We start from the raw sequence: 18145 nt of genomic DNA, 5'->3' as shown, positions 1-18145 counted from the left end.
CATGTTCTCCGCCTTCTTCATCAACCGCGCGCGCTTCGCGATGGTGATCTCCGTGGTGATCATCATCGCCGGCGCCATCGGCATCCGCGTGCTGCCGGTGGCGCAGTTCCCGGACATCGTCCCGCCCCAGGTCTCGGTGCAGGGGTTCTATCCGGGCGCCAACGCGGAGGTGGTCGCCGAGACCGTCGCCGCGCCCATCGAGGCGGAGGTCAATGGCGTGGACGACATGCTGTACATGACTTCCACCAGCGACAACACCGGGCAATATCGCCTGGACGTGACCTTCGCGGTGGGCACGGACCCCGACATCGCCGCGGTGAACGTGCAGAACCGGGTCGCGCTGGCGCTGCCGACGCTGCCGGCGGAGGTCACCCAGCAGGGCGTGTCGGTGCGCAAGCAGTCCACCAGCATGCTGCTGACGGTGAACCTGCAGTCGCCCAACCGCACCTTCGACCGGCTGTTCCTCTCCAACTACATGGAGATCAACCTCCGCGACGCCCTGGCACGGCTGCCTGGCGTCGGCGAGGCGAGCCAGTTCGGGCCGCTGGATTACGCCATGCGCGTCTGGCTGGACCCGCAGGAGATGACCGCGCTGGGTGTGAGCGAGGCGGAGGTGGTGAGCGCCATCCGCCGCCAGAACCTCCAAGCCGCCGTGGGCCGGCTCGGCGCCCCGCCCGGCAACGAAGGGCGCGCCTTCACCTACAGCCTCCAGGCCCAGGGCCGGCTCACCGAGGTGTCCGAGTTCGAGCAGATCCTGGTGCGCACCAACCCCGACGGCTCCACCATCCGCCTGGGTGACATCGCGCGCATCGAGCTGGGTGCGCAGACCTATGACGCCAATGCCTGGATCGACGGCGCGCCCACGGCGGCGCTCGGCATTTATCTCTCGCCTGGTGCCAACGCGCTGGAAACCGCAGACCTTGTCTACCAGACCCTGGACCAGCTCGCCGAGCGCTTCCCGGATGACCTGGAATACGCCATCTACTACGACACCACGGACTTCGTACGCATCAGCATGCGTAACGTCGTGGTCACCCTGCTCCAGGCGCTCGGGCTGGTCATCCTGGTGACCTATGTCTTCCTCGGCGACTGGCGCTCCACCCTGGTGCCGGTGCTGGCCATTCCGGTGTCCATTGTCGGGACCTTCGCGATTCTGCTCGCCGCGGGGCTGTCCATCAACACGGTGTCCATGTTCGCGGTCATCCTCGCCATCGGCATCGTCGTGGACGACGCCATCGTCGTGGTGGAGAACACCCAGCGGCTTATCGATGAGGAAGGACTCCGTGCCAAAGAGGCCGCCAAGCGCGCCATGGAGCAGGTGACCGGGCCGGTGGTCGCCACCACCCTGGTGCTGTACGCGGTGTTCGTACCCACCGCCTTCCTGCCCGGCATCACGGGCCAGCTGTATCTGCAGTTCGCGGTGACCATCTCGGTGGCCGTCACGTTGTCTTCGGTGGTAGCGCTGACCCTGAGCCCCGCGCTTTGCGGTCTCCTGCTGCGGCCGTCCCGCACACCGCGCGGCCCGCTGCGCTGGTTCAACAACGGACTCGACTGGACGCGCAAGGGCTACAAGGGGCTGGTGGCCGGGCTCGGCAAGGTCTCCATCGTCGCGGTGCTGATCATCGTCGCCAGCGGCGTCGCCGCCGGCTGGCTGTTCGACAAGGTACCCACCGGTTTCATCCCAAGCGAAGATACGGGCTACTTCTTCGTCGACGTGTCGCTGCCCGATGCCTCGTCGGTGGCGCGCACCGGCGCGGTGCTGGACCAGGTGCAACAGACGCTGGCGGCGGAAGAAGAGATCGACCACGTGCTGACGGTGGCGGGCTTCAGCCTGCTCGCCGGCGTGCGCTCCAGCGGCGGCCTCGCCATCGCCGTACTCAAGCACTGGGACGACCGGCCGGGACCGGACTCCACCGCGGACGCCGTGCTGGCGCGGGTGCAGCCGAAGCTCCTGTCCATCCCGCAGGCGACGGTGTTTGCCTTCGCCGCACCACCCATCCAGGGCCTCGGCACCGCCGGCGGCATCGAGGCGGAGCTGCTGGACCTCGCCGGCCGCTCGCCGGAGGAGCTGGCGCAATCGCTCCAGGGCCTGCTCATCAACGCCAATCAGAATCCGGAGATCCAGCGCGCCTTCTCCACCTTCAGCGCGCGCACGCCGCAGCTCTTCCTCGACATCGACCGGCAACGGGCGGAGACTATGGGCGTGCCCATCTCGGACCTGTTCCTGACGCTTCAGGCGAATCTGGGCTCCCTCTACGTCAACGACTTCAACCTGTTCGGGCGCACCTTCCGGGTCTTCCTGCAGGCCGACGCGCCCTTCCGGATGAGCCCGGAGAACCTCGCCAAGCTGCATGTGCGCAACAACCGCGGGCAGATGGTGCCGCTCGCGTCACTGGTGACGGTGGAGCCGGTGCTCGGTCCGGAGAGCACGCGGCGGTTCAACATGTTCCGCGCCGCCAGCGTCAACGTCACGCCCACCGGCAGCACCGGCGAGGGCATCGCTGCCCTGCGCGAGATCGAGCGCAACAACCTGCCCACCGGCTATGCCATCGACTGGAGCGGGACGACCTTCCAGGAGGTGCAGGCGGGCGGCGAGGCGGCCGTCGTGCTGGCGCTGGCGCTGTTGTTCGTCTACCTCTTCCTGGTGGCGCAGTACGAGAGCTGGACGGTACCCACCTCGGTCATCCTATCGGTGGTCATCGCCGGCGCCGGCGGCCTCGCCGCCACCTGGGCGGTGGGGCTGGACAACAACGTCTACACCCAGATCGGCCTGGTGATGCTGATCGGCCTCGCCAGCAAGAACGCCATCCTCATCGTCGAGTTCGCCAAGCAGCTGCGCGAGGAAGGACGGCCCATCCAGCAGGCCGCAGCCGACGCGGCGAGCATCCGCTTCCGCGCGGTGCTGATGACGGCCTTCAGCTTCATCCTCGGCATGCTGCCGCTGCTGCTCGCCACCGGTGCCGGCGCCGCGAGCCAGGTCTCGCTCGGTGTGGTGGTCTTTGGCGGCATGCTGGCGGCGACCATCCTCGGCATCATCGTGATCCCGCCGCTGTACGTCTTTGTGCAGAGCCTGCGCGAGCGGGTGAAAGGCTCTGGAGCCGGCTCCGGTGCCCCCGCCTCCAAACCGGCGCAGAGCTGAGCCGGCGCCCAACCGCCCGTGGGCCGGGCTTCCAGCCCGGCATCATGCCCTCGGTTTCCAGGCGTTCATGGACCGGGCTTTCAACCCCACGCCCGGCAGATCGGGATGCCCTGACCACGCAATCGGCCGCCCCACCGGGCAGCATGCCCAATCCGCACATCCGCCGCCGACCGCTGCGACTATCGTGTCATCCTGAACGATGATTCGTCCCTGCTGTAGGTCTTCGTATTTGACGCAATGAAGCGCCTGTTGCCGCTCCTGCTGCTTTGCTGGATTGCCCCACTCGGCGCCGGGCCCCCCGGCGCGGGCGGCTCCGCACCGCCGGCCACAAGTCAGCCCGGCTCCACCGACGCCATGGTCATCGCCACCCGCCAGGCACCGCCGTTTGCGTACCAGGACGCCGCCGACGGCCGGTGGACCGGCATCGCCATCGAGCTCTGGGAGCGAATCGCGGCCCAGAACGGCTATGACTACCAATACCGCGAGCTCGGCCTCACCGAGCTGCTGGACGCCGTCGCCGCCGGCCGCGTAGATGCCGCCGTGGCGGCGCTCACCATCACCGGCGAGCGCGAGCGGCGCTTCGACTTTTCGCACGGCTTCCACACCACCGGACTCGCCATTGCCGTGCCGGTGCGCAACGCCAACCTACTCTCGGCGCTGGGGCGGTTCATGTCGCCGCAGTTCCTGGGCATCGTCGCCGCGCTGCTGGCGCTGCTGATCGTCATCGGCGTGCTGATCTGGCTGGCGGAGCGCCGGGCCAACGCGCAGTTCCGTCGCGAGCCCCTCGCCGGCATCAGCTCCGGGCTCTGGTGGTCGGCGGTGACCCTGACCACCGTGGGCTATGGCGACAAGGCACCGGTGACAGTGCTTGGCCGCGTGCTCGCGATGGTGTGGATGTTCGCCGGGCTCATCGTGATCTCCGCCTTCACCGCAGCCATCACCACGGCCCTGACGGTCAATGAGCTGGACGGCGCCATCGACGGCATCGAAGACCTGCGCTTCAAGCGGGTGCTGGCCCTGGCGGACAGCACCAGCGACCGCTTCCTCGCCGCCGAGGGCATCCGCCACCGCACGGTGGGCGACCTCACCGAGGCCCTGCGCAAGCTCGCGGACGGCCAGGCGGATGCCGTGGTGCACGATGCGCCGATTCTGCGCTACGAGCTCTCGGAGGCCTTCGCCCAGCGGCTGCGGGTCCTGCCCTTTACCCTCACCCGCCAGGTCTACGGCATCGCATTGCCGGCCGGCAGCCCGATCCGGGAGCCGGTCAACGTGGCGCTGCTCGGCGTCATCGGCTCCAGCGAATGGCCCGGCATCCTGGGCGACTATCTGGGAACCGACTACTGACTCGCCCGGACCGCCCCTCCGCCCTCGGACTCGATTGGACGGTGAACCCCCGCATGGAGAGCTGACAGCATCCAGCTGAAGAAACCCATCGACTGAGCTTGGGTACACAAAAACCGGTGCACGGATGGCGAGTCCGGTGCAGATGCACCGATCCTTCGCGTATGGAAACGGCACACCGGCGGCGCTGTGCGCGCTCGGATGCAGTTCCCCCGGATGCAGCTCTCCGGCATGCAGCCGCCCTGGATCTAGGGAAGCGCTGATTTATCAGTGCTTCCCGTGCGGGGCAGGATGCCCCGCCATTGTCAGCGACGTCAGCTTCAGCATCTGTGAGCGCCTGAAGGCCGACATTTGCACCGCCGGGATTCCGGTGCAGCTCATCGCCGACCGGGTCGGGTATCGCAATGCCGGCGATTTCACCCGCGCCTTTCGGCGCCACTTCGGCGTCACGCCCCGCCAGTATCGGCGCGGGCGGCCGGAATCCGACCAGCACAATTCAGTGGAGAGCTGAGGCATGTCCATTCAGGTCAACTTCTCGGCGCCCCAGCGCGTGATGGCGCTGGTGCGCCTCACGCTCGCCAACGCCAGCGGCGTCATGGCGACGGGCTTCCTGGTGCTGCTCGCGACCATGTTCATCCTGCTGGAAGCGCCGAGCATGCGCACCAAGCTCAAGGTGGCCTTCAAGCCGTCGCCCGAGGCCGAGGCGCGCATCAGCCAGCTGCTCGGGCGCCTCAACCGCTACATGTCCATCAAGGCGCTCACCAGCCTGGCCACCGGCATCGTCATCTGGGCCTGGCTCACCTTCCTCGGCGTCGACTTCGCTCCCCTGTGGGGCGTGCTAGCGTTCCTGCTCAACTTCGTCCCCACCGTCGGCTCCATCATCGCCGCCGTGCCGCCGGTGCTGATGGCCCTGGTGCAGCTGGGGCTGCAGGAGGCGGTGCTCGCCGCCATCGGCTTCATGGTCGTGAATATCGGCATCGGCAACTTCGTGGAGCCACGCATCATGGGCCGCGGCCTCGGCATCTCCACCCTCGCCGTCTTCATCTCCCTGCTCTTCTGGGGCTGGATCTTCGGCCTGGTGGGCATGTTCCTGGCCGTACCGCTCACCGCCGCGCTCATCGCCGCGCTCGATGCAAGCCCCCAAACCCGCCCCCTTGCGATCATGCTCGGGCCGGAGCTCAAGGCGGACGAGGATGCACCCGGCACAGCGGACGACGGGCCGGCAGCGTCGGCGCCGTCGAGCGTGGGCGGCGATTCAACACGCCGGGACTGAGGCAGGCGGCAGCGGGTCGCTTGCGCCGAGCCCGTACCCTGTGATTGCGTTGACAGGCAGGTGACCGCATTCCTGCACGATGTCATTGCGTGCGCGGACCACTGCGCGTAGCTTCTCCCCGGCCTCGTCAACCCAAGACCGGAGATTGAGCCCATGAAGAAGGCTGTATTCCTGGCTGTCGTGCTGAGTCTGCTCTTGAGCGGCCTCGCTTCAAATGCCACCGCTGCCGAGGAGAAGGGAGGACTGTTCGTCAATCTGACGACGGATGACACCTGGGCGGCGGGCAAGGCCATTCTGTTCGCGCACGAGAAGGTATTGAAGCGCGGTCACAAGCCGGTGGCCATCTGGCTGAACGTGCGTGCCATCTATCTCGCCGACAAAAAGCGCCCGTCACACATTCACGGCCTGATGAAGGAGCGGGGCAAGTCGATTCAGGACATGCTCCAAGCGTTCGTGAACGACGGCGGTGTGGTGATCGCCTGCGCGGCCTGCTCGCAAGCGGCCGGGCTCACCGAGGAGGACTTCATCGACGGCGTTCAGATGGGTAACCCGGACCTCGTGATGGGGCTCTTGTTCGACCCGCAGGTCAAAACGCTGTCCTGGTAGCTGAGGACAACGGCTGCCCGCACCGCGGCACACCACCACGAGGGCGCAGCACCGAAGCCCGCGCCGCATGGAGGCTGCGCTCGATCACAAGGACCCGTGTCGGCGCAGCCACGAGGCCGGCAAGCCCGTTCTCGCCGGCCTCAACTTCTGTCAGACCAGGCCCCGGACAAGCAGTATTCCTGTGTCTGCCTGTCCCTGCCTGTCCCGAGGTTTCGCGGGATCGGCGGGCGCCACGCGTGTCGGGGAAGCGACGCCGTTCCTTCACATCTCCCGCTAGGTCAGAGCGCGGCCCATTTGTTCCAGATACCGGTCTTCTGGTGATCTGGAGCGGTCAGCTTCATGTGGTTGGGACTGTCCGGGTTGTTGCACCAGCCCATGCTCTGAGCCACAACCTCGCTTTTATCGTCGGAGATCTTGCGCATGCCGCCCCAGAACTGACAGGTCGCACAGGTATTCTCCGCGGATGCATCGATGGCGTGGCCGTCTCCGGCTCCACCATGTTCATGCTCGGTGGTCAGGGCGTGCGCAGAGACGGAGCCGAGCGCGATCGCCCCGGCGACCACTTTGCCCGAATCGGAGAGGAAGGCGCGGCGGGTTTTCGATGACATGGTGGCACTCCAGTGTCAGGTTACTCGACAATGACGTGGTTCGGCGCTGCTGCTGGAGAAACAGTGATCAGCTGCATTACTCGGCGCGAAGGCGGCACCTGCATGGACAGTGCGAGGGCAAGGATTCGGTGAGCATGACCGACTAGCTCTAGTTTTGGATCGCATGTCGTCCCGTCGTTTACCGAGAGCCGCCGCAGAACGTACCACAACGGACCTCGGCGATGTCATCCGGCATTCCCTCGTTGTCAAGGCCGGCACGCGTTGCTGCACAAGTGGCAGACACAACGTCTGAGCTTCGACCACCAGCGTGCGCTGCGGCGAACGCCAAACTGAGCTGCGTATGCATAGACCTGTGCACCCACGCAACGAATCATGGTTGGCCACTGGCTTCGGCACTGGGCAAAGCGACGCCACGCTTACTCCGTGCGCAGCGAGCGGATGCACGTCTCGATCGGCCATCGCACAAGCGGTTATCCGCGCCCGCGCGTCAACGGTGCTTACTGTCCTCCGCAATAAGGGAATTCCCCAGTATCCGGCACCCGAGCACATCTTCTGCCAGACGGCACTCGGGGTGCCTTGACCCCCCTGCGCGACCTGTATAGTCTCGCGCCCTCGCAAGCGGGCGTGCGCCTTGCAAAACGCTTCCTCCGGTCGGTTTCAGACGGGCTGTCGCTCCTCGGAGACCGGCCCGGCACATGCCGGTCGGGCGTCTGCCTGAGCGTGATCGCGTGCTGCTCTGTCACGCCCCTCGCTGCCAGTCGGAGCGCGAGTGCGATCCCCATCCGGTCCCGAATGAGTGCGGTGCAGGAGATTCCATGGCCCAGACCCTGATGCGGTTCACCGATGTCATCGAGATCGTCGGTGACATCCTCAAGGTGCGGATCGGCACCGCGGGTGAAGACGCGCCGGCCATTGCCTATGATGACCTCGCATTGGTGGAGGGCGTGGACGGCTTCCGGTCGCTCGCACGGGTGATCAGGATCGACCGCGACACCGCCTCGCTGCAGGTGTTCTCCGGCACCAAGGGCGTGGCCACCTCGTCCACGGTGCAGTTCCTGGGCCACGCCATGCGCGCCACCTACTCCGAGAACATCCTCGGCCGGGTGTTCCGCGGCGATGGTGAGCTGCTGGACACAGGGCCGGACCTCACCGACGAGCCGAAGATCGCCACCGGCGGTCCGTCCGTGAACCCCGCCCGGCGGGTGCTCGCCTCAAAGATGATCCGCACGGACGTGCCGATGATCGACGTCTTCAACTCGCTCGCCGAAAGCCAGAAAATCCCGATCTTCTCCGTCGCCGGCGAGCCGTACAACCAGCTCTTGGCGCGCATCGGCATTCAGGCGGATGCGGACATCATCGTCTTCGGCGGCCTCGGGCTGATTTTCGACGACTATTACTTTTTCCGCCGTGAGTTCGAGGACGCCGGCATCTTCCCGCGCACGGTCATGTTCGTGAACCTGTCCGCGGACCCGGTGGTGGAGCGACTCCTGGTGCCGGACACGGCCCTGGCCGTCGCCGAGAAGTTCGCGCTCGAAGAAGGCAAGCGCGTGCTCGTGCTGCTGACGGACATGACCGCCTATGCCGACGCCATGAAAGAGGTGGGCATCGCCATGGAGGCCGTCCCGTCCAATCGCGGCTACATGGGCGACCTCTACTCGCAGATGGCCCGCCGCTACGAGAAGGCCGCCGACTACCGCGAGGGCGGCTCGCTGACCATCCTGACGGTCACCACCATGCCGGGCGGCGATGTGACCCACCCGGTGCCGGACAACACCGGCTACATCACCGAGGGGCAGTTCTACCTCCACGACGGCGTGCTGGATCCTTTCGGCAGCCTGTCGCGTCTCAAGCAGCACGTCATCGGCAAGGTCACGCGCGAGGACCACGGCCAGGTCATGAACACCATGATCCGCTTTTATTCCGGCGCCCGGGATGCGCAACAGAAGCAGGCCATGGCCTTCGAGCTGAGCGACTTCGACCACAAGCTGCTGCGCTTCGGCGAGCTGTTCCGCGAGCGCTTCATGGACATCAACGTAAGCCTGCCGCTGGAAGATGCGCTGGATCTGTGCTGGCAGACCATGGCCGAGTGCTTCGAGCCCGAGGAGCTGCTGATGAAGCAACAGCTCATCGACCGCTACTATCCGCGCCAGGCCGGCACGGATGCGGGGGAGGCGACAGCACCGGCCTCCGCCGTCGCCTGACAGCAGAGCTGACGTGGCCAAGGTCTCCCTCAGCAAATCCTCGCTGTCACAGCAGACACAGCAGCTGAAGGCCTATCGGCAGTTCCTGCCGTCGCTGGACCTGAAGCGCAAGCAGCTGATGGGCGAGCGCGCCCGCGCCCAGGCCGAGCAGCGGGCGCTGGACGAGCGCCTGGCGGCGGCGCGGCAACGGGTCGCCGACACCCTGCCGATGCTCGGCAACGAAGAGCTGGACCTCACCGGCCTGGTGCGGGTGGAGCAGGTGGCGCTCGGCCGCGAGAACGTCATGGGCACCTGGCTGCCGACGCTCGCGGAGCTCAAGATCGCGGTGCGCCCCTATGGCTGCATCTCCAAGCCGCATTGGCTGGAGCCGCTGGTGGACGCGCTCACCGAAAGCGCCCGCCTGCGCGTCGAGGCCATGCTCGCCGCACGGCGCGTCGCCCTGCTGGAAGGCGCAGTACGCACCGTCACCCAGCGCGTCAACCTGTTCGACAAGGTGCTGATCCCGCAGACCCGCGCCAACATCAAGCGCATCCGCATCGCGCTCTCCGACGCCGAGCGTGCCGCGGTGGTGCGCTCGAAGATCGCGAAGAAGAAGCGCGCCGCCGGAGGCCTCGCCGGGGGACAAGCCTGACATGACCATCGAGCGCCTGAAGCGCATCTCGCTGGTGGGCAGCGCCGCGGATAAGCACGCGCTGCTGGACCGCCTCCAGGCCCTCGGCTGCGCGCATCTGGTGCCGTTGGCGCCACCCGCAGAGGAGCCCGAAAAGCGCCCGCCCGCACACGCCGAGGACGCGCGCAAGGCCCTGCGCTGGCTGCTGGACGAGCCCGAGAAGCGCCGTCAGGTCAGGGGCGAGGACGGCTTCGACATCGCCGCCACCGTGCAGCAGGTGCTCGCCGCCAAGGACCGCCTGCGCGCCGCCCTCGACCGGCGCGATGCCCTGGCCCAGCGCGCCCGGGACCTCGCCGAGTGGGGCGACTTCAAGCTGCCGCCGCCGGAGGACCTGGACGGCCAGAAGCTCTGGTTCTACCGCCTGCCGCTGCGCCAGCTCACCGCACTCGATGACCTGGAGCTGCCCTGGCAGATCGTCCGCCGCGACAACCGCCAGGCGTATCTGGTGGTCATCGCCGCCGAAGAGCCCCCGCGCGACGCCCTGCCCGTACCGCGCGACCACACCGGTGCGGTGTCGCTCGCCGAGGTGGAGCGGCAGTTGGAGGCCGCCGAGCTGGCGCTGGAAGACGCCCAGGCCGAGCGGCGCGCCCTGACCCGCTGGATACACCTGCTCACCAAGCACTTCGCCCGCGCCGAGGACCAGGCCGTGCTGCGCCATGCCCAGAGCCAGGCCCTGGACGTGGATGGCCTGTTCGCGGTGCAGGGCTGGGTGGGCGTCTCGCGGCTGCCGGCGGTGGAGGCGCTGGCCCAGGAGCAGGGCCTGGCGCTGCTCATCGAAGACCCGGCCCCCGACGATGCCCCGCCGACCCTGCTCAGCAACCCCGAGCGCCTGGGCGCCGGCGAAGACCTGGTGCAGTTCTACCAAATGCCCGCGTACGACAGCTTTGACCCGAGCCGGGTGCTGTTCTTCTCCTTCGCGATCTTCTTCGCGATGATCCTCTCGGACGCCGGCTATGCGGCGCTGCTTGGGCTCGGGCTGCTCTTGTTTTGGGGGAAGCTCGGCTCGTCGCCGGCGGGCCGCCGCTTCCGGGTGCTCGCCAGCGCCATCGCCGGCGCCTCCTTCGCCTGGGGCGTCGCCGTGGGCAGCTATTTCGGCTTCTCGCCACCGGTGGGCAGCCTGCCGGCACAACTGCGTGTGCTCGACCTCAACGACTTCGACACCATGATGCGGCTGTCCGTTGCCGTCGGTGTCTTCCACGTGGTGCTCGGTAACCTGGTGCGGATGGGCAATCTCTGGCCACGGCTCCAGGCGCTGGCGCCCCTGGGTTGGACACTGGTGGCGCTGGGGGGCTTCACGCTCTGGCTCGCCATCAGTGCGCTGGACGGTGCAACGGACGCTGTCCGCAGCACGGGCGCCGGCCCTGCCCTGCTCGCTCAGACGGCCGGTTACGCCGGCATCGGCCTCGGCCTGGCGTTGGTGTTCTTCGCCAGCAGCGCGCGGCCCGTCACCGGGCTCGGCTCGGTGCTGATGCGCGGCCTGGACGGGCTCATGGCCCTCACCCAGGTCACCAAGATTTTCGGCGATACGCTGTCGTATCTGCGGCTGTTCGCGCTGGGGCTCGCGTCGGCCTCGCTGGCGCTCACCTTCAACGACCTGGCCCGGCAGGTGGGCGAGCAGGTGCCGGGGCTCGGGCTGCTGCTGCAGATCCTGCTGCTGCTCATCGGCCATGGGCTGAACATGGCACTGGGACTGGTGAGCGGCGTCGTGCACGGGCTGCGGCTCAATTACATCGAGTTCTACAACTGGGCACTGTCCGGCGAGGGCTATCCCTTCCGGCCCTTCAAGAAAACGGAGACTGCGGAATGAACGAGTTCGTCATCGCCCTCGGCTGGTCGGGGCTGTTCGGCGCCCTGGCGCTGAGCGCCATCGGCAGCATCGTCGGCTGCGCCATCGCCGGCCAGGCGGCCATCGGCGCCATGGTGGACACCGAGTCCGGCCAGGGGCGTTATCTGGGCGTCTCGGTGATGCCGTCCACCGGCGTCATCTACGGCATCGTCATCATGTTCACGCTGCAACGCGAGGTCACCGCGGGCTCCGCGCCGGGGCTCTTCGGCATCGGCCTGCTGGCGGGCATCGCGCTCCTCTACGCCAGCATCCTTCAGGGGCGTGCCTGCGCCTCCGCCATCCAGGCCATGAAGGTGAAGCCCGAGATCTTCGGCCTGTCCTTGGCTCCGGCGGCCATCGTCGAGGGCTTCTCGGTCTTCGTCTTCGTCTTCGCGCTGGTGCTGGCCGGCAGCATTCCGGCCTGAAGCATCCCGACCAGAGGGGCAGCACCATGAATCAGCCAGTCCGCAACAAGGCAGCCGACACGCCCACCGCCGCCGGGGTGGAGGCCCTGATCTCCCGCCTGCGCGACGAGGGCGTCACCCGCGGTCGCGAGGAAGCAGCGCGTATCCAGCACGAGGCCGAGCTGGACGCCGCGCGCATCAAGCGCGACGCAGAGGCTGAGGCCGAGCGGGCGCTCGCCGCGGCGCGGCAGGAGGCAGCGGCGCTCAAGACCGCCGGCGAGGATGCCCTGCGGCTCGCCATGCGCGACACGGTGCTGGAGCTGAAGGCCGTGCTGACACGCGAGGTCAACGAGAAGGTCCATCGGCTCATCACCACGGAGCTGAAGCGCGAGGAATTCCTTCAGCAGCTGATCCTGGAAGTCGCCCGCCGCGGTCGCGACGAGGCCGGCGTCGAGCCGGGCGAAGCCATGGAAGTCGTACTGCCGCACGAGCTGGTGAGCATCGAGGCGCTGCGCCGCAACCCGCTGGAGCTGCGGGAAGGCTCGCTGTCGCATTTCGTGCTGGCGGTGGCGTCCGAAGTGCTGGGCGACGGGGTGCGCTTCACGGTGGCCGAGGACGACGCGAGCGGCATCCGCATCCGCCTCCAGGACAAGCACTTGGAGATCGACCTGACGGACGAGAAGGTGGCGGAACTGATTCTGGCGCATCTGCAGCCGCGCTTCCGCGCCATCCTGGAAGGCACCGTCAAGTGAGCAGGTACCGAGCGAGCCCATGGCCCCGCAAGACCGCTACCTGACGCTGCTCACGTCCCTGCCGGCGCACGGCCCGCTGTTCGGCGCCAGGCAGACGCCCCTGTCGCGCCTGCGCCTGCGCATGCGCCTCAACTGGCTCGAGCCCGAGGATGCCGAGGACCTGGCCCGGCTCGCGAGCGTCATCGACTGGCGCCACCAGCGTTTCGACGTGGACGACGAGGACGTGGTGCGAGAGGCGCAGGCCGAGATCGACCGGATCAGCAACGCCTTCGCCCGCGAGCTCGTCATCTGGCGCCTTGAGCTGCGCACCGTCGTCGCCGCGTTGCGCCGCCGCCGCGCCGGGGAGCCCGCGCCGTCCGGTCGTCGCCGCTGGGGCTTCGGGCGCTGGGTGCCGCACATCGCCCGTCACTGGACCGAGCCGCACTTTCGCCTGGAGCGGGTCTACCCCTGGCTGCCTGAGGCCAAGCAGCTCCTGGACGACGGCGACGCCCTGGGCCTGGAGCGGCTGCTGCTCGGCGCCGTCTGGGCGCACCTGGAGCGCATCGGCGCCGGACACGAGTTCGACTTCGAGGCCGTCGTCGTCTATGTCACCCGCTGGGACCTGGTGGCCCGCTGGACCCGCTACGACGCCGACGCGGCGCTGGCGCGCTTCGACGAGCTGCTGGAGACGGCGTTGGCGGGCGTCGAGCTGCCGCCGGCCGCGTGAGCCTCTCGCGCTGACAAGCTACCACCAAGAGGAATCTGATCGTGGCAGAGACAACCCCGGCCGCGAGTGCCGCCGAGACCAACGGCGCCGCCCCGCAGCCAGCGCCGGCCGCCGTCCCGACCCGCGTGGTCGCGGTGCAGGAATCCCTGGTCACCATCGAGGGCGGCAGCGCCGACGGCGCCCCGTTGCCCCTGGTGAAGAACGAGGTGGTCTACATCCTGCCCCGGCGGGAGTCCGAGAGCGGCGTCGAGGAGCGCCTCAAGGCCGAGGTGCTGCGCGTGCGCGGGCGCTTCGCCGATGTCCAGGTGTTCGAGGACACCGCCGGCGTGTCCATCGGCGACCCGGTGGTGCAGAGCAGCGACCTGCTCTCGGTAACCCTGGGCCCGGGCCTGCTGGGGCAGGTCTACGACGGCCTGCAGAACCCGCTGGAGAGCCTGGCGGTGCGCCACGGCACCTTCCTGCCCCGCGGCGTGGAGATGCCGGCGCTGGACCTGAGCCGGAAGTGGTCCTTCACGCCCGCGGTGCAGACGGGCGCCCGGCTGCGGGCGGGCGGCGTGCTCGGCACCGTCCAGGAGGGCAGCTTCGCGCACAAGATCATGGTGCCCTTCGAGCAGCGCGGCGAGGTGGAGGTGACCTGGATTCGCGCCGGCAGCGTCACCGTGGACACCCCGGTGGTGCGCATCCGCGACGAGCACGGCCGCGAGCGCTCGCTGGACCTGACCCGGCGCTGGCCGGTACGCCGGCCGCTCACCGAGCGCATGCTGCGCGAGCGCGCCATCGAGCGGCTCTACCCACACGAGCCCATGATCACCACCATCCGGCTGGTGGATACCTTCTTTCCCATCGCCCGCGGCGGCACCGGCTGCATCCCCGGCCCCTTCGGTGCCGGCAAGACGGTGCTCCAGCACCTCATCGCCAAACATTCTGCCGTCGACATCGTCATCGTCGTCGCCTGCGGCGAGCGTGCCGGCGAGGTGGTGGAGACCATCACCGAGTTCCCCGGTCTGTCCGACCCCATGACCGGCGGCTCGCTCATGGACCGCACCATCATCATCTGCAACACCTCCAGCATGCCGGTGGCGGCGCGCGAGGCGTCCATCTACACCGGCATCACCCTCGGCGAGTACTATCGCCAGATGGGCTATCACGTGCTGCTGCTTGCAGACTCCACCTCGCGCTGGGCCCAGGCCATGCGCGAGACCTCCGGGCGGCTGGAGGAGATCCCGGGCGAGGAGGCCTTTCCGGCCTACCTGGACTCCTCCATCCGCGGTGTCTACGAGCGCGCCGGTGTCTTCCGCACTGCCGACGACACCGAGGGCAGCCTGACCCTCATCGGCACCGTCTCCCCCGCCGGCGGCAATTTCGAGGAGCCGGTGACCCAGTCCACACTGGCCACGGTCAAGACCTTCCTCGGGCTCTCCTACGACCGCGCCTACAAGCGCTTCTACCCCGCCATCGACCCGCTCATCTCCTGGTCCCGCTATCTGGACCAGCTCGCCGACTGGTACGCCCGGCACATCGACCCGAGCTGGGTGCCGCGGGTCAAGCAGATCCAGGACCTGCTGCGCCGCGGCGACGCCGTGCAGCAGATGATGCAGGTCACCGGCGAGGAAGGCGTGACCGTCGCCGATTACCTGACCTACCAGAAGGCGCTCTTCGTGGACATGGTCTTCCTGCAGCAGGACGCCTTCGACAAGGTGGACGCCGCCGCACCCATCGAGCGCCAGCAGCTCACCTTCGAGCGCGTCTACGGGCTGGTGCACCGCGACTACGACTTCCCGAGCAAGGCCGCCGCCCGGGACTTCTTCACCAAGCTCACGGGCCTGTTCAAGAACTTCAACTACGCCGCGCCCGAGAGCCCGGATTACGACCGGCTGCTCAGCGAGATCGCGCAACTGGCGGACCAGGCCACCCGCAGCCAGGCCCAGGGGGCGGCGGCTCTGGCACCGGGCGTCGAGGGCGCCGCCGGCTGAGCCGGCGCAACGGCCCCGGATGCTCTGCGGCCCCAGGGTCCCGGCCCGATCCCGGACTGAATTCGGCTGATCCGTCGGCTCGGGCACACAGGGTAGACCCAACACTCATTACACCAGCCGCCGTTTGGATCTCTCGCTTGTCCGCTGCCGATCAAAACCAGACATCGGGCGTCGGTGTCCGCACTGGCCGGTTCCGACCCGGAGCTGACTCTGGGCAGACACTGCCTGGCTCTCCGACAACCATGGGGCCGAAATCTTCCGTTCAAATCGCCGCCTCGAGTTGCAGCAGCCGCAGGGCTGAACAAAAAGCCCTATCTCCGCTCTTGGTGGCCATCGGCGGCGGGCAGTCGCTGCACGCTTAGCCGCTTTTGCTGCGAGACCTCACTCCTTGATCCGCCCTTCCAGATCTTGGATAACGGCTGCAAGCGGCTGGAGACTAATGCGGATCAGGCCGCGCTGTCCTCAATCGAAGTCTACAATGACGAGCATCAGGGCGGCCAGAATGGCAGCGAAGGTAGCCATCCGCCAGCGGCTGATCGAGCCGTTCAGTCCCACGTTGTGCGCCGCAAGTGCCAAGGATGCGCCGGCAACGAGAAGCAACAGTGCCAGCACGGCCCCCGGAATCCGGTCGTTGACCGCCGAGATGCGTACCGCATGGGCGTCCAGCACTTCGTTGATCGCTTGCACGAGCAACGCCTGTAACGGCCCGGGAACGTCCTCGCGCAACGCTTGTTCCGTCGCGGGCCAGAGTCGCGACTGCGCTTCCAGGGAGCGCTGCACCGCTACCTGCTGCGCCTCCCCGATAAGCTCGTCACGCACCAGCCGCGTTCGCGCGTACTCAAGGAGCGCATGGCGCAACTCGCTTCGCTCAGGCTGAGCGACGAAGTCGGCACGCAAAAAGGCGGTGCCGATGGCGTTAGCCTCCTGGACAATCGCCTGCTTACGCATATCGGCCCGACCGAGACTGAATGCGTAGGTAAAGGCGAGAAGCAGTCCCAGCAGCGCGAGCATGGAGCCCAAGGTCACGTCCCCCCGGAGCGTCTTCTTGGCATCCCCTGATGCGAGATTGTGTCCGCGCGCGCCCAGCGTAAACCCGATTTCGGCGGCGAGCAGTAGGAGAACCAGGAATGCAATGCCAGCTTGCCACAGGGGCCAACTGTAGAGCCAATTAACGTCCACCTGAATGAGCGACTCGTGATAGGGCAGCGGAAGATTCGGTAGTATACGCCACCAATGGCGGCGGGGCGACGGTGCGGAAGGAACTCCGCAAATCGGCGCAGCAACTGGGCGTGTAGCCGGTCACCTCAATGCTGCGAGACTGCCAAAGTCGGATTCTCCTTGCCGAGTGCCCGGCGTAATCGGTCGATATAGTCACCCGGGAATGTCCAGATGGGGCTATCGGGCTCCAGGACCAAGCCACGCTCCGACGGCGCAAGGTTGTACAAGAGCGTCGTCAAAATATCGCTGCTGACCCAGGGGCTCTCGCGAAAATAGCCGTGACCACTGCCGGCGGTGCCGCCCTCTGCGCGCGTGACATCGATGATGCGTAACTCAGGATGCTCCCTCAGGAACGCCTTCACGCCAGGACGAGTCAGGTCGCCTTTAACGATTTCACCCGTGCGATTGCGCCCGAAAACGCGCTGCGACAGCCTGAGCGCGGAGTCCTCCGATGATTGATAGATCGTCAGGCTATCGGGTACGCGCAGTGCCCCATCCAACAAATAGCCCGTCAAGATCGCGCGATCAATATCACTGCCCACCAAGAGCACATGTCCCAGCTTGGTCCGCTGGTGCAACTCTTGCGCATCCAGCAAGTACCCATAAAGCCCAAGGTCCGCGAGCATGCGGGCGACCAGACGGGTCCCCGCACTGTAGCCGACGACGTGGATACGCTTGGCGTCGGTGGTTTCGGCGATGTGCAGGATCAGCGCCCGAAGACGTCGGGCGGAGTTGATGGCATCATCAAAGTCGGACCAATAGGCAAGGGTCTTTCGCGTCGACGGCCAACTATAGGCGACAAATGCACCCTCGTAGCCAAGAAAGTGCCAAAGTTCTGCGGCGACCAGAATGGGGTTCTCGAACTCCACTTTGTATCCATGTACATAGATGTAGACGTCCTTGCTGCCTGACTCCCGCAAGCGCTCATTGATCGCCTCGGCGAACTGCCGCCCGGGTATCGTGCTGCGTTCGACATCGGTTCGAATCGGAGGCACAGTGCGTTCGAGGACGCCGTATTCCTCGATACTCTTTATCTTCAGTGGGTATTTGTCCGTTCGGCTCTTGAGCAGCGAGATCCGGCGCGCCTCTTCCCAGGTGATCGGCGCACCTGCGCCCAGCTGGATTCGCGCCTCACCTAGGTGCAATACGTTGTCCCGGTCGTCCCCGTAGAACGCAAATCGCTGCGTGTCATCGGATGGCTTCCGATCCGTTGCGAACAGCACCTCGGTTTGGCGATCGCTCCCGATCAATGCGTTATCCGAAAAAGGATCGACCTGTCCTTCCGTATACAAATCGGGGGCCGGCATGAGGAAGATCTGATCGGAAGGCGGCTTGGTACTTCCGCATCCGATCAGGCTGCCGGCAAGGACAACAAGAGCGAGCCGGCATATCGAATATCTAAGTTTCATGTTGCCTCGCTCGGCGGCGT

The 18145-nt window shown here is 67.1% G+C and carries 15 protein-coding genes; 12 read left to right on the top strand and 3 right to left on the bottom strand.

The annotated features are described in order from the left end of the window. The first annotated feature begins 1 nt into the window (after position 1). The 5 genes from QZ607_RS16065 to QZ607_RS16045 all read left to right on the top strand — a co-directional run bounded on the left by QZ607_RS16065 (position 2) and on the right by QZ607_RS16045 (position 6359). Positions 2-3139: an efflux RND transporter permease subunit gene (locus QZ607_RS16065; RefSeq protein ID WP_295884601.1), complete on the top strand. Its 3138-nt coding sequence runs from the start codon at positions 2-4 to the stop codon at positions 3137-3139. Positions 3140-3376: 237 nt separating this feature from the next. Next, complete coding sequence (locus QZ607_RS16060) at positions 3377-4483, top strand: transporter substrate-binding domain-containing protein (protein ID WP_295884599.1); 1107 nt, start codon at positions 3377-3379, stop codon at positions 4481-4483. Between the two features lie 142 nt (positions 4484-4625). Next, positions 4626-4991, top strand: coding sequence for an AraC family transcriptional regulator (locus QZ607_RS16055; RefSeq protein WP_295884598.1), 366 nt, complete (start codon positions 4626-4628; stop codon positions 4989-4991). A gap of 3 nt (positions 4992-4994) precedes the next feature. Next, a complete protein-coding gene (locus tag QZ607_RS16050; RefSeq protein ID WP_367268206.1) occupies positions 4995-5753 on the top strand; it encodes an AI-2E family transporter in 759 nt (252 codons plus the stop codon). Positions 5754-5906: 153 nt separating this feature from the next. Continuing rightward, positions 5907-6359, top strand: a complete 453-nt coding sequence (locus QZ607_RS16045) for a DsrE family protein (protein WP_295884596.1) — start codon at positions 5907-5909, stop codon at positions 6357-6359. A gap of 278 nt (positions 6360-6637) precedes the next feature. On the opposite strand, the gene QZ607_RS16040 is transcribed toward QZ607_RS16045, so the two are convergent. Then, entirely contained in the window at positions 6638-6967 is a 330-nt protein-coding gene (locus QZ607_RS16040) for a hypothetical protein (RefSeq protein ID WP_295884595.1), read from the bottom strand. Between the two features lie 815 nt (positions 6968-7782). Here QZ607_RS16040 and QZ607_RS16035 point away from each other — a divergent pair. From QZ607_RS16035 to QZ607_RS16005, 7 genes are all read left to right on the top strand, one after another. Beyond that, complete coding sequence (locus QZ607_RS16035; protein WP_295884592.1) at positions 7783-9168, top strand: V-type ATP synthase subunit B; 1386 nt, start codon at positions 7783-7785, stop codon at positions 9166-9168. A 13-nt stretch (positions 9169-9181) separates the two neighbouring features. Beyond that, positions 9182-9799, top strand: a complete 618-nt coding sequence (locus QZ607_RS16030) for a V-type ATP synthase subunit D (protein ID WP_295884588.1) — start codon at positions 9182-9184, stop codon at positions 9797-9799. 1 nt (position 9800) lies between these two features. After that, positions 9801-11645 (top strand): V-type ATPase 116kDa subunit family protein, encoded by a 1845-nt coding sequence (locus tag QZ607_RS16025; RefSeq protein WP_295884585.1) that lies wholly within the window; start codon positions 9801-9803, stop codon positions 11643-11645. Then, positions 11642-12088 carry an ATP synthase subunit C gene (locus QZ607_RS16020; RefSeq protein WP_295884583.1) on the top strand — a complete coding sequence of 149 codons (447 nt, stop codon included), beginning with the start codon at positions 11642-11644 and terminating at the stop codon, positions 12086-12088. Before QZ607_RS16025 ends, QZ607_RS16020 begins: the two co-directional genes overlap by 4 nt. Positions 12089-12114: 26 nt before the next feature. Beyond that, complete coding sequence (locus tag QZ607_RS16015) at positions 12115-12819, top strand: hypothetical protein (protein ID WP_295884581.1); 705 nt, start codon at positions 12115-12117, stop codon at positions 12817-12819. Positions 12820-12838: 19 nt separating this feature from the next. Beyond that, on the top strand, positions 12839-13525 hold the full coding sequence (locus QZ607_RS16010; protein ID WP_295884578.1) for a hypothetical protein: 687 nt from the start codon (positions 12839-12841) through the stop codon (positions 13523-13525). Between the two features lie 125 nt (positions 13526-13650). Then, positions 13651-15498 (top strand): V-type ATP synthase subunit A, encoded by a 1848-nt coding sequence (locus tag QZ607_RS16005; protein WP_295884670.1) that lies wholly within the window; start codon positions 13651-13653, stop codon positions 15496-15498. Positions 15499-15960: 462 nt separating this feature from the next. Here QZ607_RS16005 and QZ607_RS16000 read toward each other — a convergent pair whose 3' ends face one another. Then, positions 15961-16509 carry a hypothetical protein gene (locus QZ607_RS16000; protein ID WP_295884576.1) on the bottom strand — a complete coding sequence of 183 codons (549 nt, stop codon included), beginning with the start codon at positions 16507-16509 and terminating at the stop codon, positions 15961-15963. 293 nt (positions 16510-16802) lie between these two features. After that, positions 16803-18125, bottom strand: a complete 1323-nt coding sequence (locus tag QZ607_RS15995; protein WP_295884573.1) for an alpha/beta hydrolase — start codon at positions 18123-18125, stop codon at positions 16803-16805. Between the last annotated feature and the right edge of the window lie 20 nt (positions 18126-18145).

It is taken from the genome of uncultured Thiohalocapsa sp. (assembly GCF_913063425.1).
Classification (GTDB): Bacteria; Pseudomonadota; Gammaproteobacteria; order Chromatiales; family Chromatiaceae; genus Thiohalocapsa.
Note: the sequence above shows the minus strand (reverse complement) of the source record. Positions and strands in the feature narration are given on the sequence as shown.

Coding starts and splice junctions, on each gene's coding strand:
- QZ607_RS16065 (WP_295884601.1), top strand. CDS start 2: ATGTTCTCCGCCTTCTTCATCAACCGCGCGCGCTTCGCGATGGTGATC.
- QZ607_RS16060 (WP_295884599.1), top strand. CDS start 3,377: ATGAAGCGCCTGTTGCCGCTCCTGCTGCTTTGCTGGATTGCCCCACTC.
- QZ607_RS16055 (WP_295884598.1), top strand. CDS start 4,626: ATGCACCGATCCTTCGCGTATGGAAACGGCACACCGGCGGCGCTGTGC.
- QZ607_RS16050 (WP_367268206.1), top strand. CDS start 4,995: ATGTCCATTCAGGTCAACTTCTCGGCGCCCCAGCGCGTGATGGCGCTG.
- QZ607_RS16045 (WP_295884596.1), top strand. CDS start 5,907: ATGAAGAAGGCTGTATTCCTGGCTGTCGTGCTGAGTCTGCTCTTGAGC.
- QZ607_RS16040 (WP_295884595.1), bottom strand. CDS start 6,967: ATGTCATCGAAAACCCGCCGCGCCTTCCTCTCCGATTCGGGCAAAGTG.
- QZ607_RS16035 (WP_295884592.1), top strand. CDS start 7,783: ATGGCCCAGACCCTGATGCGGTTCACCGATGTCATCGAGATCGTCGGT.
- QZ607_RS16025 (WP_295884585.1), top strand. CDS start 9,801: ATGACCATCGAGCGCCTGAAGCGCATCTCGCTGGTGGGCAGCGCCGCG.
- QZ607_RS16020 (WP_295884583.1), top strand. CDS start 11,642: ATGAACGAGTTCGTCATCGCCCTCGGCTGGTCGGGGCTGTTCGGCGCC.
- QZ607_RS16015 (WP_295884581.1), top strand. CDS start 12,115: ATGAATCAGCCAGTCCGCAACAAGGCAGCCGACACGCCCACCGCCGCC.
- QZ607_RS16010 (WP_295884578.1), top strand. CDS start 12,839: ATGGCCCCGCAAGACCGCTACCTGACGCTGCTCACGTCCCTGCCGGCG.
- QZ607_RS16000 (WP_295884576.1), bottom strand. CDS start 16,509: ATGCTCGCGCTGCTGGGACTGCTTCTCGCCTTTACCTACGCATTCAGT.
- QZ607_RS15995 (WP_295884573.1), bottom strand. CDS start 18,125: ATGAAACTTAGATATTCGATATGCCGGCTCGCTCTTGTTGTCCTTGCC.